Annotated in this window: 16 protein-coding genes; 7 read left to right on the plus strand and 9 right to left on the minus strand. The window is 68.4% G+C overall.

Annotated elements, in window-relative coordinates:
• Positions 1–4: 4 nt before the first annotated feature.
• Positions 5–1,651 carry a DUF4139 domain-containing protein gene (locus ABL840_RS12745; protein ID WP_093300826.1) on the minus strand — a complete coding sequence of 549 codons (1,647 nt, stop codon included), beginning with the start codon at positions 1,649–1,651 and terminating at the stop codon, positions 5–7.
• 223 nt (positions 1,652–1,874) lie between these two features.
• On the opposite strand from ABL840_RS12745, the gene ABL840_RS12750 reads away from it, so the two are divergent.
• Positions 1,875–2,324, plus strand: a complete 450-nt coding sequence (locus ABL840_RS12750) for a PaaI family thioesterase (protein ID WP_093204435.1) — start codon at positions 1,875–1,877, stop codon at positions 2,322–2,324.
• Here the strand turns inward: ABL840_RS12750 and ABL840_RS12755 are convergent.
• Positions 2,239–3,474: an acyltransferase family protein gene (locus ABL840_RS12755; RefSeq protein WP_093300824.1), complete on the minus strand. Its 1,236-nt coding sequence runs from the start codon at positions 3,472–3,474 to the stop codon at positions 2,239–2,241. The genes ABL840_RS12750 and ABL840_RS12755 overlap by 86 nt on opposite strands.
• A 166-nt stretch (positions 3,475–3,640) precedes the next feature.
• On the opposite strand from ABL840_RS12755, the gene ABL840_RS12760 reads away from it, so the two are divergent.
• The 4 genes from ABL840_RS12760 to ABL840_RS12775 all read left to right on the plus strand — a co-directional run bounded on the left by ABL840_RS12760 (position 3,641) and on the right by ABL840_RS12775 (position 8,059).
• Entirely contained in the window at positions 3,641–4,609 is a 969-nt protein-coding gene (locus ABL840_RS12760; protein WP_093300823.1) for a LytTR family DNA-binding domain-containing protein, read from the plus strand.
• Between the two features lie 152 nt (positions 4,610–4,761).
• The gene (locus ABL840_RS12765; protein WP_093300822.1) at positions 4,762–5,964 is read left to right on the plus strand and encodes an ammonium transporter; all 1,203 of its coding nucleotides are present in this window, start codon (positions 4,762–4,764) and stop codon (positions 5,962–5,964) included.
• Positions 5,965–6,035: 71 nt separating this feature from the next.
• Positions 6,036–7,013, plus strand: a complete 978-nt coding sequence (locus ABL840_RS12770) for an MBL fold metallo-hydrolase (protein WP_093300820.1) — start codon at positions 6,036–6,038, stop codon at positions 7,011–7,013.
• A 110-nt stretch (positions 7,014–7,123) separates the two neighbouring features.
• Positions 7,124–8,059, plus strand: a complete 936-nt coding sequence (locus tag ABL840_RS12775) for a succinylglutamate desuccinylase/aspartoacylase domain-containing protein (protein ID WP_093300819.1) — start codon at positions 7,124–7,126, stop codon at positions 8,057–8,059.
• A gap of 38 nt (positions 8,060–8,097) precedes the next feature.
• On the opposite strand, the gene ABL840_RS12780 is transcribed toward ABL840_RS12775, so the two are convergent.
• The 5 genes from ABL840_RS12780 to ABL840_RS12800 form a co-directional block, all read right to left on the minus strand.
• Positions 8,098–8,430, minus strand: a complete 333-nt coding sequence (locus ABL840_RS12780) for a DUF86 domain-containing protein (protein WP_418116258.1) — start codon at positions 8,428–8,430, stop codon at positions 8,098–8,100.
• Positions 8,431–8,450: 20 nt separating this feature from the next.
• Complete coding sequence (locus ABL840_RS12785) at positions 8,451–8,741, minus strand: nucleotidyltransferase family protein (RefSeq protein WP_093300816.1); 291 nt, start codon at positions 8,739–8,741, stop codon at positions 8,451–8,453.
• A 76-nt stretch (positions 8,742–8,817) separates the two neighbouring features.
• Positions 8,818–9,147 (minus strand): hypothetical protein, encoded by a 330-nt coding sequence (locus tag ABL840_RS12790; protein ID WP_143042918.1) that lies wholly within the window; start codon positions 9,145–9,147, stop codon positions 8,818–8,820.
• Positions 9,148–9,159: 12 nt separating this feature from the next.
• Positions 9,160–10,077 (minus strand): M23 family metallopeptidase, encoded by a 918-nt coding sequence (locus ABL840_RS12795; protein ID WP_093300813.1) that lies wholly within the window; start codon positions 10,075–10,077, stop codon positions 9,160–9,162.
• Between the two features lie 55 nt (positions 10,078–10,132).
• Entirely contained in the window at positions 10,133–10,702 is a 570-nt protein-coding gene (locus ABL840_RS12800) for a pseudouridine synthase (RefSeq protein ID WP_093300811.1), read from the minus strand.
• Positions 10,703–10,791: 89 nt separating this feature from the next.
• Between ABL840_RS12800 and ABL840_RS12805 the strand changes: the two genes are divergently transcribed.
• The gene (locus tag ABL840_RS12805; RefSeq protein ID WP_093300810.1) at positions 10,792–11,100 is read left to right on the plus strand and encodes a hypothetical protein; all 309 of its coding nucleotides are present in this window, start codon (positions 10,792–10,794) and stop codon (positions 11,098–11,100) included.
• 24 nt (positions 11,101–11,124) lie between these two features.
• Here ABL840_RS12805 and ABL840_RS12810 read toward each other — a convergent pair whose 3' ends face one another.
• Positions 11,125–12,942, minus strand: coding sequence for a glutamine--tRNA ligase/YqeY domain fusion protein (locus ABL840_RS12810; RefSeq protein WP_093300808.1), 1,818 nt, complete (start codon positions 12,940–12,942; stop codon positions 11,125–11,127).
• 150 nt (positions 12,943–13,092) lie between these two features.
• On the opposite strand from ABL840_RS12810, the gene ABL840_RS12815 reads away from it, so the two are divergent.
• Positions 13,093–13,440, plus strand: coding sequence for a hypothetical protein (locus tag ABL840_RS12815; protein ID WP_093204464.1), 348 nt, complete (start codon positions 13,093–13,095; stop codon positions 13,438–13,440).
• A gap of 82 nt (positions 13,441–13,522) precedes the next feature.
• Here ABL840_RS12815 and ABL840_RS12820 read toward each other — a convergent pair whose 3' ends face one another.
• The gene (locus tag ABL840_RS12820; RefSeq protein ID WP_093300807.1) at positions 13,523–14,359 is read right to left on the minus strand and encodes a LytR/AlgR family response regulator transcription factor; all 837 of its coding nucleotides are present in this window, start codon (positions 14,357–14,359) and stop codon (positions 13,523–13,525) included.
• Between the last annotated feature and the right edge of the window lie 4 nt (positions 14,360–14,363).

The raw sequence follows: 14,363 nt of genomic DNA on the forward strand, positions 1-14,363 counted from the left end.
CCGCTCAGCGCATCTGCAGGCGCGCGTCCTTCGGATAGCCGATGGTGTAGTCGGCCGTCACCCGCGCGGTCTGGCCGGCCGCCAGGTCGAGCTGCCACATGGCCAGGCCGGGCTGCTTGTTCCAGGCCAGCTCGGCGGGCTGCGGCGAGAACTCCGAAGCCACGCGCACCTTCTCGTCGACGGACACCGGGGCGGCCTCGAGCACCTGCACCGTGACCGGCGTGCGGTGGCGGTTCTCGACCACGTAGGCGCGCTGCACCTTGCGCTCGGCGCGCGAGCCGGCGAAGCCGCCGGTGCCCTGGTTGTCGCGCTCGGGCTCGGCCTGCACGCGAACCAGTTCGTCGCGGCCGAAGGACAGTGTCAGGCGCGCATCGCTCGGCGCGTTCCACCGGCCGCTGCCCACGAAGGCGCCGTCGCGGTAGAGCTGCATGGGGCCGGCGGGCCACACGCCGGCGGGCTGGTCGAGTTCGGCGACGAGGAAGGCGCTGGCGTCCACGCGCGGGCTGGTGCGCGCGGCGAGCTTGGCCGTGTCTTCGTGCTGGCCCAGCGCCATGGTCACGCGCTGGCCGTTGGAGGGCACGTCGATGGCCTGCGGCACCGAAAACTCGGTGGCGAAGCTGTTGTCGAACACGCTCACGTCGAACAGCGGCTCCGCCCGGCGCTCGCGGCTGTCCATGGACTTGCTGGCCATGATGGGCGATGGCGCCATGGCCGCTGCAGGCGCGGCGGGGTAGGCCATCTCGGCTGCCGGACGCGGCGGCGGCTCGATGCCGATACGCCATGCCGTGGGCAGGCGGCCGGTGGTCTCGCGGCGCGGCTGGCCGGTGGAAAGCACCAGCTTCACGCCGCGCCAGTCCTCGCCGGTGGCCTGCGCCACCAGGGCCTGGCGCTCGATGCGCACCTTGCGCGTGGTGGTGTCGAGCAGCGCGCGGTAGGTGGGCGTCCAGCCCGGGCCGTTGACCTGGTAGCTGAGCTTCACGTCGGCATCGGCGCCCGCGGCCAGCGTCACAGTCACGGCCGTCACCTGGCCGCCGTTGCCCTGGGTGCGCGTGCGCTCGGCCAGCAACGGGTTGAGCTGGCGGTCGATTTCTGCCTGCCTGCGCTGGATCTGGTGCTGCTTGAGCAGCGAGTCCTGCCCCGCGCGGCGCATTGCCTCGGTCATCGCAGCGAGGTTGCGCGCGTCCATCGGTGCGCGAGCGCCTGAAGTGGCATCGCTGCCGCCTGCCAGCCCCTTGAGGTAGCCGGTGACCATGCCGAGCGCGTCGGTCTCCGCCTGCAGGGCGGCCTTCTGGTCTTCGAGTTCGCGGATGCGGCCGTCGAGCGGGCTGGTCGAGCATCGTGCGGAGAGTTCGCGCTGCTCGCTGAGCACCGAGGTCTCGCCGATGCGCACCGAGGCATCGGCCGACACCTGCAGGCTCTGCACGTCGAGGCCCGCCGGCAGGCAGGCGAAGGTGACCGATCGCGCGCCGGCCGCGACGCGGGCCACGCGCTCCACCGTGGCGCTGCCGGGGTAGACCTTGACCTGCGTGATGCGCGAGTCGGCCGCCGGGGCCTGCGGCGTTGCCGCCTGCCCCTGGGCGCTGAGGCTCAGGACCAGCAGGACGGCGGCGCCGGCAGTGGCGCGGAGGAGGGCGGAAGTCGATGCTTTCATGGGGTGCCTTTGGAGCGGAAGTGATGAATGACCCCAGCTCATACGGACGGCCCCGGCGATCGGGGTTAAGGCATCGTCAAGAAAATTTCACGCAGCCCGGCGGCGCTGTCGCCAATGCAACCGCCGCGGCGTTTCCGGTCGCACGCGCGACGGCGGATGCCGGGCGTGCTTCATAGAGTGGCCGCATCGTCTTTCCACCAACCCAGGACAAGGACACACAGCCATGCTCGACACCATCCAGGCCATCAACAAGACCGCCGCCTTCAACCGCTGGGCCGGCTTCGAAGTCACGAGCGCCGCCAACGGCGAAGCGGAACTGCGCATGAACTGGCGCGAGGAGGACATGGGCCAGTACGCCGGCTTCCTGCATGCCGGAATGATCGGCGCGATGCTCGACACCGTGAGCGGCTACGCGGCCGCCACCGTGGCGGGCCGCGTGCTGGCATCGCATTTCTCGGTGAACTGCATCTCGCCCGCCATCGGCCGCGCGTTCGTGGCGCGCGGGCGGGTCGTGAAGGCGGGGCGCAAGCAGGTGTTCGCGGTGGCCGAGCTCTATGCGCAGGGTGACGGCGAGGGTGCCGATGCGCTCAAGCTCGTGGCGACGGGGAACGCAATCCTTGTTCCGGTCGAAGAGCCTGCTTCGGCGCCGAAGAAGCCAGCGGCCGCCGCCTGAGCTTCAGCCCGAAGAGCGGACGCAGCAGGTTGGTGCGGCGGATCAGCCCGTCCGTCAGCAGCCAGCAGCCGAGCAGCGTCAGCGCCACCAGCAGCGCGGGCTCGATCACCGGGCCGAGCGCGAGCGGCGCCAGCAGGCTCACGCCGACGATGATCAGCGTCTGGTGCAGCACGTACCACGGGTACACCGACTCGTTGGCCCAGCGCAGCCAGGGCCACGGGCGGTTCAGGTAGCGATGGCCGTGGCCGAGGATGGTCGCGACGGCCAGCCAGAGGTAGAGCACGCGCAGGGTGTCCATCAGCGGGCCGGAGGGCGGGGCCTTCACGCCTGCGCGCAGCGCGATGAAGGTGGCGATCACCGCGACCGCCAGCGCGAGCGACACGCGGCGCAGCCGCTCCAGTTCCTTCCACACGCCGGTGTCGACGCCCATCCAGTAGCCGTAGAGGAACATCGTGAAGTAGAGGCTGTGCAGGTGGAAGTCGCGCACCAGGTTGTGCGTGGCCGGAAAGCGTGAGGCCAGCAGCATCGTGAAGATCAGCAGCGGCACCACCGGCAACAGCAGCAGCTTCCAGCCGCGCAGGCCGTTGAAGGTGCGGCGCACCCATTGGCCGGCGGCGGATTTCCACAGCGGCAGCGTCAGCGCGACCAGCGCCGTGTAGGTGAAAAGGTAGGGCAGGTACCAGAGGTGGTTCCAGGTGATGCCGAACTCCGCGCCGTCGAAGGCATGCTTCGGCCAGGGCTGGGCCATCGACAGGTAGCGCAGCAGGAAGGCACCGAAGCCTGGCGCGACCAGCCCGTTGGCCACGCCCTGCGCGTAGGCCTGGTAGGGCACGACCACCGCCATGCCGAAGGCGAGCGGCAGCATCAGCCGCAGGCTCCGGCTGCGCAGCAGGCCCCAGGTGCCCTGGCCCCGGCTCAGGAAGCCGAGCGACACGCCCGAGATCAGGAAGACCAGGTCCATGCGCCACAGGTTCAGGACGCGCATCGGCCATTGCAGCCACTCGGCCGCGTGCGGGCTCTTGAGGTGCCAGGGCCAGTCGGCCACGTAGTACATGCCCACGTGATAGAGGATGACGAAGAGGAAGGCCAGCGCGCGCAGGGCGTCGATGTCGTGGCGGCGGTGGTCGGGCGGGGTGGGGTCGGCGGTCATGAACGGTTCCTCGAAGCGGGAAGGCCGCCATGCTCGGCCCGGCCGCCTCCGCATGGCGCGGCCAGGGGACGGATCGCCCCGGCTTTGTGACGAGCGGTGGCCTGCGGGGACGAAATCCGGGGCGAAAAAGCCGGCCCGGGGGCCTGTTTTCGCGAGAATTCCCCGCATGGGAGACCCCCGCAAGAATCTGTACGAGCGCTACGCACCGATCCGCCGGCCGCTGGAGGTGGCTTTCTGGATCGTGCTGATGAGCCTTCACGCCGTGTTCAGCACGATGGTGGCGATCGTCGACATGCGCACCCGGGCCGTGCCCCGGCCCAACTGGGAGGTCGCGACCTGGGAAGGGTCGAGCCACCTGGTGTTGCTGCTGCTGGTGCCCGTGCTGGCGGCCGTCGAGCGCCGGCTGTCGCCGCTGGCGCGCACCCATCTGCCGCGCTTCCTGGGCTTGCACCTGGTGGCGAGCGTGGTGTTCAGCGTAGCCCACGTGGTCGGCATGTTCGGGCTGCGGGCGCTGGTCTATGCCATGGCGGGGGAGCGCTACGACTTCTGGGGCTGGGCCGGCCAGTGGAGCTACGAGTACCTGAAGGACGTGCGGGGGTACGTGAGCATCGTCTTCGGCATCTGGGCCTACCGGCTGTTCCTGCTGCGCCTGCAGGGCGAGGCGCGGGTGCTCGACGCGCCGGAGGAGGGCGTGGCGATGCCGCCTCCGGCCCCGGCTCCGGCTTTGGCGGAACCGGTGGGTTTCGAACCCCCGGTGCCGGAAACACCCCAGCCGCCGCCATCACCACCACCGCCGCCCGCGCGCCCCGAGCGCTTCCTGGTGCGCAAGCTGCGCCGCGAATTCCTCATCGCCGCCACCGACATCGACTGGCTCCAGGCCGAGGGCAACTACGTCGGCCTGCACGTCAACGGCCACGACTACCTGCTGCGCTCCACGCTGACCGACTTCCTGACCCAGCTCGACCCCGCGCTCTTCGCGCGCGTGCACCGCAGCCATGCGGTGAACCTGGGGCGCATCAAGGAAATCGAGCCGCTGGACGGCGGCGACGCCCGGCTGCACATGCACGACGGCACCACCGTGCCGTGCAGCCGCCGCTACCGGGACGCCCTGCGCACGGGCATCGGCGCGGCCTGATCCGGTGCGTGACGGGCCGTGATTGGCCCGCTATTGGTTCATTTCGCACCATCAGAGAGCTTTTTGGCACCATTTTTGCTTCATTGGCCGGCCGCACTGGTTGATTCGGGTGCGGCGCACCAATTCAAACCAAAAATCCGCAAGAAGCTCCAATGGACGCACTCAAACAGGGCGCAGATGCGCTGTTCATCCTTCTCGGCGCCATCATGGTCCTGGCCATGCACGCCGGCTTTGCCTTTCTCGAACTGGGCACCGTGCGCAAGAAGAACCAGGTCAATGCGCTGGTGAAGATCCTGGTCGACTTCTCGGTCTCGACCATCGTGTATTTCCTGGTGGGCTACGGCGTGGCCTACGGCACGCATTTCTTCGTGAGCGCCACCGAACTGTCGGCAAAGAGCGGCTACGAGCTCGTGAAGTTCTTCTTCCTGCTGACCTTCGCCGCGGCCATTCCGGCCATCATCTCGGGCGGCATCGCCGAGCGCGCCAAGTTCTGGCCGCAGCTGATCGCCACGGCGGTGATCGTCGGCTTCGTCTATCCGCTCTTCGAGGGCATCGCCTGGAACAAGCACTTCGGCATCCAGGAATGGATCGCCTCGCTCACCGGCCACGAGTTCCACGACTTCGCGGGCTCGGTGGTGGTGCACGCGGTGGGCGGCTGGCTGGCGCTGCCGGCGGTGGTGCTGCTGGGCGCGCGGCGCAACCGCTACAGGGGCGACGGCTCGCTGAGCGCGCATCCGCCGTCGAACATTCCTTTTCTCGCGCTCGGCGCCTGGGTGCTGTGCGTGGGCTGGTTCGGCTTCAACGTGATGAGCGCGCAGAGCATCGACAAGATCTCCGGCCTGGTAGCCGTCAACTCGCTGATGGCGATGGTTGGCGGCACGCTGGTGGCGCTGGCCATGGGCAAGAACGACCCCGGCTTCGTCTACAACGGCCCGCTCGCCGGCCTCGTGGCCGTGTGCGCCGGCTCCGACCTGATGCACCCGCTGGGCGCGCTGGTGGTGGGCGGCGTGGCGGGCGGCATCTTCGTCAAGCTGTTCACGCTCACGCAGAACAAATGGAAGATCGACGACGTGCTGGGCGTGTGGCCGTTGCACGGCCTGTGCGGCACCTGGGGCGGCATCGCGGCCGGCATCTTCGGCACGCAGGCGCTGGGCGGCATCGGCGGCGTGAACGTGTGGGCGCAGCTCATCGGCACCGTCATGGGCGTGGCCTGGGCGGCGCTGGCCGGTGCGGCGGTGTACGGCGCGCTGAAGGCGGTGGCGGGACTGCGGCTGTCGCAGGAGGAGGAATACGACGGCGCCGACCTGTCGATCCACCACATCTCGGCCACGCCGGAGCGTGAGGTCAACTGGTAGGCAGGCGCCCAGCAGGGCCGGCCTGCCTCGGCTATTCTCGGCGCCCCTTCAAACCACCGAGGAGCCGAACCATGACAACAACACCCGCTCGCTGGCTGCGCCAGGGCATCGCCGCGCTGGCCGGCAGCCTGCTGATGCTTTCGTTTTCTTCCACGGCGCTGGCCGGCGCGCCGCAGGTCAAGACCCAGGCGCCGGGCTTCTACCGCATGATGCTCGGCGACTTCGAGGTGACGGCGCTCTTCGACGGCACCCTCGACCTCGAACCCAAGAAGCTGCTCACCAACACCACCCAGGAACAGGTCGGCAAGCTGCTCGACCGGGGCTTCGAGAAGGACGCCGTGCCCACTTCGGTGAACGGCTACCTCATCAACACCGGCAGCAAGCTCGTGCTGGTCGACACCGGCGCCGGCGGCCTCTTCGGCCCCACGCTCGGCAACCTGCAGGCCAACCTCAAGGCAGCGGGCTACCAGCCCGACCAGGTCGACGACGTGCTCATCACCCACATGCACGGCGACCACGTCGGTGGCCTGGTGCAGGACGGCAAGCTGGTGTTCCCCAACGCCACCATCCACGCCGGACAGGAAGACGCCGACTTCTGGCTGAACAAGGTCAACCTGGAGAAGGCCTCGGCCGAGATGAAGGGCTTCTTCCAGGGCGCGATGGCCTCGCTGAACCCCTACGTGGAAGCCGGCAAGTTCAAGGGCATGAAGGGCGGCACCGAGCTGGCGCCCGGCATCAGGGCCGTGCCCGCCCACGGCCACACGCCCGGCCACAACATCTACGTCGTCGAGTCCAAGGGCCAGAAGCTGGTGTTGTGGGGCGACCTGATGCACGTGGCCGCGGTGCAGTTCGCGCAGCCGCAGATCACCATTTCCTTCGACGTCGACTCCAAGCCGGCGGCGGCCGAGCGCAAGAAGGCGTACGCCGATGCGGCCAAGGGCCGCTACCTGGTGGGCAGCGCGCACCTGCCGTTCCCGGGGCTGGGCCACGTGCGGGCCGAGGGCAAGGGCTACGTCTGGGTGCCGGTGGACTACCAGCAGATCCGGTAGCCGGCCCGGGGTGAAGGTTGAGCGTCGCGCGCCGGTGTTGCCGCGCGGGCGGGCGCGAACGCGCGCCCTGTAGCAAACTTGCCGGTCGCTTCGCTTCAACCATTCGCCCCATGACCCAAGCTCCCCCCGCCCTCGAAGTCCTCCCGCGCGATCTTTCCGCCTACCGCAAGGGCAACGTGGGCGTCGACTACGTGCACCGCTTCGAGTCCGGCAAGCCCGGCCCGCACGTGCTGATCAACGCGCTCACGCACGGCAACGAGATCTGCGGCATGACGGCCGCCACGCACCTGCTCGACAACAATGTGCGCCCGAAGATCGGCACGCTCACCGTGAGCTTCGCCAACGTGGCCGCGTACGAATCCTTCAACGAGGCACTGCCCTTCGACAGCCGGCAGCTCGTGCACAACCTCAACCGCATCTGGTCGCCCGAATGGCTCGACGGCACCGAGGACAGCCCCGAACTCAGCCGCGCGCGCATCCTGCGCCCGGTGGTCGAGGCGGCAGACCACATCCTCGACATCCACTCGACCAGCCAGCCCGTCGTGCCTTTCTGGGTGTACCCGGGCTTCGAGCGCAACGCCAAGGTCGCGCTGGCCATCGGCCGCCCCTCGGTGCACCTCGTGATGCCCGACGGCCTGGGCTCGGGCACGCCGCTCATCCAGTACGGCAGCCACGGCGGCCCCGACGGCAAGGGCGTGGCGATGGTGGTCGAGTGCGGCCAGCATTTCCTGCGCTCGGCCTCCGACCTGGCCACCGCCGTCACCTACGACTTCCTCGCCTACTTCGGCCTCGTCGACAAGGACCCGGCCACCCCGCCGGCCGAGCCGCAGCGGCGTTTCCAGCTGCTGCAGACCTTCGTCATCAGGTCGCCCGACTTCGCCTTCGTGCGCCCGCTGATCGGCTTCGAGACCTTCGCCAAGGGCGAGCTGATCGCGACCAATGGCGACGAAGAGATTCGCGCGCTGTGCGACGACTGCACGATCTTCATGCCGGCGCAGCGCGCGATCGTGGGGCGCGAGGCGGTTTACCTGACCAAGCCGATCTGATACTCGGCGTCCCTGCGCCAGCCAGTGTCGCAGGGGGCTCAGGTTTCCAACAGCCGCACGACCTGCTCGCGAAGCGACGGCAAATCGTGCTGGATGGTTTGCCAGACAAGGGTGTGATCGATGGTGAAGTAGCCGTGGGAAAGCGCGTTGCGCATCTCGTAGGCGAAGCGCCATGGAACAGCAGGGTGGGCCGCCGCGAATTCCGCATGGTGCTTCACGATGTTGTTGCTGGCTTCGCCGATGACTTCCAGGTTGCGCACCACCGCGTCCTGGGTCTTGCGATCGGCCATATAACTGCCGGCTGTAGCGCCGCTCGTGTATTCGCGGATGCTGTCGATCGCTTGCAGGATATGGCCCAGATAATCTGCCACCCGTTGCGGATCTCTTCGGCTCATACCGGCACAGCCTCGCGCAGCACCTGATCGCGAAACTTGGGAGGCAGGCCGTTGGGCGTGAGTACGTCCACTTCCATGCCCAGAAGGCTCTTCAGCTCATGCCTGATGGCCCCAATGTCCATGAGTGTGGTTTGCGCCGTGGGCTCGACCAGGAGATCGAGGTCGCTGTCGGTATCGTCCTCGCCGCGCAATGCTGAACCGAACACTCGCACACTGCTCACATGGTGGCTCAGTGCGATCTCGCGGATGCGATCACGATGCAGCGACAGGGCTTCGGAGGGGCGCATGGGGCCGAGTGTAATGTTTGGCTGCTCCAGGGCCCTCAGGCCGCGAAGCTGGTCGGTCAGCCAGCCAGCCAGCCAGTCAGCAGATCAGCAGGTGCCGGGGCTTGTCCACGGTGCTGTAGTCCGCGTGCCAGTAGTGCGGATCGTCGCAGAGGCTGAAGACGGCCTCGGCGCTGGCATGGCGGTTGTCGAAGTGCCTGTCGAGCGTGACATGTACCGAACCGGTGTCGGGCCAGTCGACGCCGGCGTCGCAGACGCGATTTCCTGAGGCGACCTCGGCCGCGACGATGGCCTGCAGCGCTGGGTGCATGCGCTCGTTGAGCAGGGCGAGGATGGTCCGCCGGCTGCCGGGACGGAGCGACGTGGCGAGGCAGGCTTCGGTGAAGGCGGGCGCGGCGGACATCGTCACGGCGATTCCGTGTCAGGCCGCAATGAACAACGCCGGATCCACCATCGCCCGGTTCAGCATCACCGACCAATGCAGGTGCGGCCCCGTCACCCGTCCGGTCGCACCCACGGCTGCCAGTGGATCGCCCGTCTTCATCACGTCGCCGACCTTCACGTCGATGCGGCTCAGGTGGCAATACATGGTCAGCAGGCCGCCGCCGTGGTCGAGCCAGACGGTGCCGCCGTTGAAGAAATAGTCTCCCGTGTCGATCACCTTGCCGGGCAGCGGCGCGAGCACCGGCGTGCCGGTGCCGGCGGCAATGTCCATGCCGCTGTGCGGATTGCGCGACTGGCCGTTGAACACGCGGCGCAGGCCGAAGGAGCTGGAGCGGCGGCCGGGCACCGGCACGCGCATCTTCAGCACGGTGTCGGGGCGCATGTCGGTGAGGGTGGCCATCACGCCGGTGAGGTGGTCGCGCTCCTTGACATAGCGCGCCTCGTCCTCGGGCGACAGGTCGACGGTGCGCGGGGCCACCGTGAGGCGTTGTTCTCGGTATTGCTTCGGGGCGACCGTGTAGGCGATCTGGCGCTCGGGCTTGCCTTCGGCGCGCACCGTGATGCCGGCCTCGCCGGGTTCGGCGGCGAGGGGAATGCCGGTCAGCGCGGTCCATTCGATGGCGTCGCCGAGCACCAGCAGGGGGATGTCGCCCGCGAAGGCCTGGGGCCGCTTCGCCGACGGGCCCAGCGACAGGCGGGCCACGCCGCCCGGCACCTGCGATGCGCGCGGCCATACCTCGGGGGCGGGCGCGGGTTGCTTCTTCGATGCCTTGGCTTGGGCTGCGGCGCTGGCGTGCGCGGCGGGCAGCGCGGCAAGCAGGCCGATGGTGCCGAGCATGACGCTGCGTCGATCGAGGTTCGCGGGAGCAGGGAAGGAAGAGTGCGTTTGCTTCATGAGAGGAAGACGTGAATGGTTCGGATGAAGGCCGTGTGGTCTGTCTGTTGCGGCGCTATTCGCGCCAGGTTCCGGGCGCCAGGCCGTCGATCGTGTGGGGTCCGATCGCGGCGCGGATCAGCCGCAGCGTGGGCAGCCCCACGGCGGCCGTCATGCGCCGAACCTGGCGGTTGCGCCCTTCGCGGATCGCCAGTTCGATCCAGGCGGTGGGAATGCTCTTGCGCTCGCGGATGGGCGGCTGGCGCTCCCACACCTCGGGTGGCGGGTCGAGCAGCCGCGCCCGCGCGGGGAGAGTGGGGCCATCGTTGAGCTGCACGCCGTTGCGCAGCGAGGCAAGCGCCTCTTCGCCGGGCTCGCCTTCGACCTGCACCCAGTAGATCTTCTCCATCTTGAAGCGCGGATCGGCGATGCGGGCCTGCAGCTTGCCGTCATCGGTGAGCAGCAGAAGCCCCTCGCTGTCGGCGTCGAGCCGGCCGGCGACGTAGACGCCCGGAATGTCGATGAACTCCTTCAGGCCGCGCCAGCGGCCCTCGGGCGTGAACTGGCTGAGCACGCCGTAAGGCTTGTTGAAGCGGATCAGCCGGGAGGAAGAAGATGAACGAGAAGAAGGGCTCGGACGATTCATGTGCCGACAGGATAGCCCGGGTCTGTCCTGCAACCTCCGGAGGCTGCGGCGGCTCCAATCGACTGGTTCATGACACAGGGGAATCCGGTATGACGACGATGCGAAGCTCCATCCAACTAGCGTGCACGGCGGCGATCGCCGGCCTTCTGCTGGCGGCATGCAACAGCCCGGGCATCCGCGTGGGCGGCGCGCCCGAGGCCAGCGTGAAGAACTGCGTGACCGCGGCCGCGCGCGAACTCAGGGTGCCGCCGGGCAGCATCGTCGCCGACAAGGGCACGACGCCGCGCGACGGCGTCTACACGATCAACCTGAAGGTCGGGCCGCAGGGACGATCCGCCGTGTGCACCACCGACGAGAACAGCGCGGTGATCGGGGTGGTCTACAAGCGGCCCGAATAGAGACAGAGGGACAGCGGGTGGGGCTTACTTGCCCCAGCTGTCCCGCATGCCGGCCGCGCGGTTGAACACCGGCTTGCCGACGATGCCGCTGGCCTTCGCGTCGAGCACGAAGTAGCCGTGCCGCTCGAACTGGATGCCGACGCCGGGCTCCGCCTTGGCCAGCGAGGGCTCGACGAAGGCCGAGCACACTTCCAGGCTCTGCTTGTTCAGCTCTTCCAGCAGTTCGCCGCTGCCCGGGTGGGCTTCGGCGAACAGGCGCTCGTAGAGACGCACTTCGGCCTGCACCGCGTCGGCGGCCGCCACCCAGGTGATGTTGCCCTTCACCTTGATCGCGTCGGCGCCGGGCGTGCCGCTCTTGGTGTCGGGCACCAGCCTGGCCTGCACTTCGACCAGCTTGCCATCGGCGTCCTTGGTGCCGCCGATGCATTCGATGACGTGGCCGTACTTCAGCCGCACCTTGTTGCCGGGGAACAGGCGGAAGAAGCCCTTGGGCTGCACTTCCTCGTAGTCGGTACGCTCGATCCAGACTTCGCGGCCGAGCTTGAAGTGGCGCTGGCCCATCTCGGGGTGGTGCGGGTGCACCGGGGCCGAGCACGAGTCGAGCGCGTCGTCACCGCCCATCAGCTCGCCCCAGTTGGTGATGACCAGCTTGACCGGGTCGAGCACGGCCATGGCGCGCGGGGCGACGGGGTCGAGGGTGTCGCGCAGCGCGGCCTCGAGGCTGGCGTAGTCGATCCAGCCGCCCGACTTGGTGGTGCCGCTGCGTTCGCAGAACAGGCGCAGCGCCTCGGGCGTGTAGCCGCGGCGTCGCAGGCCGGCAATGGTGGGCATGCGGGGGTCGTCCCAGCCGTCGACGTATTTTTCTTCGACCAGCTGGCGCAGCTTGCGCTTGCTGGTGAGCACGTGCGTCACGTTCAGGCGCGCGAATTCGTACTGGCGCGGGTGCGGGCTGGCGATGAGGCCGCCCTCGGCGAGGCGGTCGAGCAGCCAGTCGTAGAAGGGGCGCTGGTCTTCGAACTCCAGCGTGCAGATGCTGTGGGTGATCTGCTCCAGCGCGTCCTCGATGGGGTGCGCGTAGGTGTACATCGGGTAGATGCACCACTTGTCGCCCGTGTTGTGGTGGTGGGCCCGGCGCACGCGGTACAGCGCGGGGTCGCGCATGTTGATGTTGGTGCTGGCCATGTCGATCTTGGCGCGCAGGATGGCGGCGCCGTCGGCTACCTGGCCGTCGCGCATGGCACGGAAGCGCGCGAGGTTTTCCTCGGGCGTGCGGGTGCGGAAGGGGCTGTCGGTGCCGGGCGTGTTGAAGTCGCCGCGGTTCGCGCGCACTTCATCGGCGGTCTGCTCGTCGACGTAGGCCAGGCCGGCGCCGATGAGGTATTCGGCGGCTTCGTACATGAAGTCGAAGTAGTTGCTGGCGAAGTACTCGTGCGGCTGCAGCGTGCCGGGGGCGCTGGGGCGGTCGGCCAGGTAGGTCTCGTAGCCGAGCCACTTCACCGCATCGCGGATGGAGTCGACGTATTCCTGGTCTTCCTTCTCGGGGTTGGTGTCGTCGAAGCGCAGGTGGCTCACGCCGCCGTATTCCTTGGCCAGCTCGAAGTTGAGCCAGATGCTCTTGGCGTGGCCGATGTGCAGGTAGCCGTTGGGCTCGGGCGGAAAGCGCATGCGCACCTTGGCCGGGTCGGCCATGCCCTGCGCATGATGAGCGGCGTTGCCGGGCGATCCGCCCCACTTGCGGCCAGAATAGGCACCCTGTGCGAGGTCGTTCTCGATCACGTGGCGCAGGAAATTGCTCGGAGCGGCGGTCGTTTTGGTACCGTTTTTGTCGGTCGGGGAGGTCATCGTTGCATTTTAGGGGTCACCCCTTATGGGTTACCTTTGGCAACTTTCTTCACAATGCCGAGTGCACCCTCTTTGCATTTGCCGCGTTCAATACATCACATGGGCGGTTCAGACCCGAACGCAGCCCGACCAAACAAGGAGTGCAGGATCATGAGCTTCACACGTTCAACCTTTTTCAAGTGGGCCGCCGCAGGCGCCGTGGCAGCCGGTGCATTGTTCGCCGCCACTTCGGCCAGCGCCCGCAGCGACGTGAGCTGGTCGATCGGCGTCGGCGTTCCAGGCGTGGCAGTGGGCGTGGGCAGCCCGGCCTACTACCCGGCCCCGGTCTACGTGCCGCCGGCCCCCGTCTATTACGCACCGCCGCCGCCGGTCTACTACCGCCCGCCGCCGGTGTATTACCGTCCGGCCCCGGTCTACTACGGCCCGCCGGCCTATTACGGCCCGCGCTACTACGGTCGCGGCTACTACCGCGGTCATGGCCACGGCCACTGGCGCTAAAACGCAACGGCATTCGTGACTGAATGAAAAAAGCCGGCCCCGAAAGGGCCGGCTTTTTCTTTGGGCGCTCGCCTGCCCGATTTCACATGGCGCGAAAAAGATGGGCGTACAGCCGGCTGACCGGAATCTTCTCGGCCCGCCCGCGCAGCATCAGGTGCAGCTTGCCGGCCTCGTCGCGGTGCACCGATTCGATGGCCGAGCTGCGCACCACCACCGCCCGATGCACCTGCCAGAAGGTGTCGGCGTCGAGCTGGGGCAGCAGTTGCTTCAGCGGCGTGCGGATCAGGTATTCGTGCGTGGCGGTCAGCACGCGCAGGTATTTGTCGGCGGCCTCGAAATACAGCACTTCGTCGATCGGCACCATGCGCACGGTGCTGCCGCCGGCGTCGCTCGCGGCGATCATGCGCAGCGGAGCGGGCGTGGCCGAGGCCGCTCCGGCTCCTGCCGCGCCCAGCACCTGGCGCCACTGGGCGAGCGTCTGCTCCAGCGCCGCGTCGGCCAGGGCCGGCGTGGAGGGCGCCGGCTGCCTGGCTGTCAGCGCCTGCTGCAGCCGGCCCACGGTCTTGCGCAGGCGCTCGGGCTGCACCGGCTTGAGCACGTAGTCGATGGCCTGGGCCTCGAAGGCGCGGGCGGCGTATTCGTCGTAGGCCGTCACGAACACCAGCTGCGGCATGGGCGCTTCGTCGGCGGGCCAGCAATCGGCCAGTTCGGCGGCGGCGCCGAGGCCGTCGAGGCCGGGCATGCGGATATCGAAGAACAGCACCTGGGGCAGCAGCCGCAGGGCCTCGCGCACCGCGCTGCGGCCGTCGCCTGCCATGGCGACGATCTGCAGCTCGGGCCATGCGGAGGCCAGTTCGGCCTTGAGGGCCTGCGCGAGCAGGGGCTCGTCTTCTGCGATGAGGGCGGTAGGGTTGGTCATCTTG

The sequence above is a fragment of the Variovorax sp. NFACC27 genome, from assembly GCF_048301545.1.
In the GTDB taxonomy this organism is placed as follows: Bacteria; Pseudomonadota; Gammaproteobacteria; order Burkholderiales; family Burkholderiaceae_C; genus Variovorax; species Variovorax gossypii.

What these genes read in the sequence shown, in the direction of transcription:
- ABL840_RS12785 (WP_093300816.1), bottom strand. Translation starts at nt 8,741, where the DNA reads ATGCGCCCCTCCGAAGCCCTGTCGCTGCATCGTGATCGCATCCGCGAG.
- ABL840_RS12745 (WP_093300826.1), bottom strand. Translation starts at nt 1,651, where the DNA reads ATGAAAGCATCGACTTCCGCCCTCCTCCGCGCCACTGCCGGCGCCGCC.
- ABL840_RS12800 (WP_093300811.1), bottom strand. Translation starts at nt 10,702, where the DNA reads ATGAATCGTCCGAGCCCTTCTTCTCGTTCATCTTCTTCCTCCCGGCTG.
- ABL840_RS12820 (WP_093300807.1), bottom strand. Translation starts at nt 14,359, where the DNA reads ATGACCAACCCTACCGCCCTCATCGCAGAAGACGAGCCCCTGCTCGCG.
- ABL840_RS12750 (WP_093204435.1), top strand. Translation starts at nt 1,875, where the DNA reads ATGCTCGACACCATCCAGGCCATCAACAAGACCGCCGCCTTCAACCGC.
- ABL840_RS12805 (WP_093300810.1), top strand. Translation starts at nt 10,792, where the DNA reads ATGACGACGATGCGAAGCTCCATCCAACTAGCGTGCACGGCGGCGATC.
- ABL840_RS12760 (WP_093300823.1), top strand. Translation starts at nt 3,641, where the DNA reads ATGGGAGACCCCCGCAAGAATCTGTACGAGCGCTACGCACCGATCCGC.
- ABL840_RS12770 (WP_093300820.1), top strand. Translation starts at nt 6,036, where the DNA reads ATGACAACAACACCCGCTCGCTGGCTGCGCCAGGGCATCGCCGCGCTG.
- ABL840_RS12755 (WP_093300824.1), bottom strand. Translation starts at nt 3,474, where the DNA reads ATGACCGCCGACCCCACCCCGCCCGACCACCGCCGCCACGACATCGAC.
- ABL840_RS12815 (WP_093204464.1), top strand. Translation starts at nt 13,093, where the DNA reads ATGAGCTTCACACGTTCAACCTTTTTCAAGTGGGCCGCCGCAGGCGCC.
- ABL840_RS12810 (WP_093300808.1), bottom strand. Translation starts at nt 12,942, where the DNA reads ATGACCTCCCCGACCGACAAAAACGGTACCAAAACGACCGCCGCTCCG.
- ABL840_RS12765 (WP_093300822.1), top strand. Translation starts at nt 4,762, where the DNA reads ATGGACGCACTCAAACAGGGCGCAGATGCGCTGTTCATCCTTCTCGGC.
- ABL840_RS12795 (WP_093300813.1), bottom strand. Translation starts at nt 10,077, where the DNA reads ATGAAGCAAACGCACTCTTCCTTCCCTGCTCCCGCGAACCTCGATCGA.
- ABL840_RS12775 (WP_093300819.1), top strand. Translation starts at nt 7,124, where the DNA reads ATGACCCAAGCTCCCCCCGCCCTCGAAGTCCTCCCGCGCGATCTTTCC.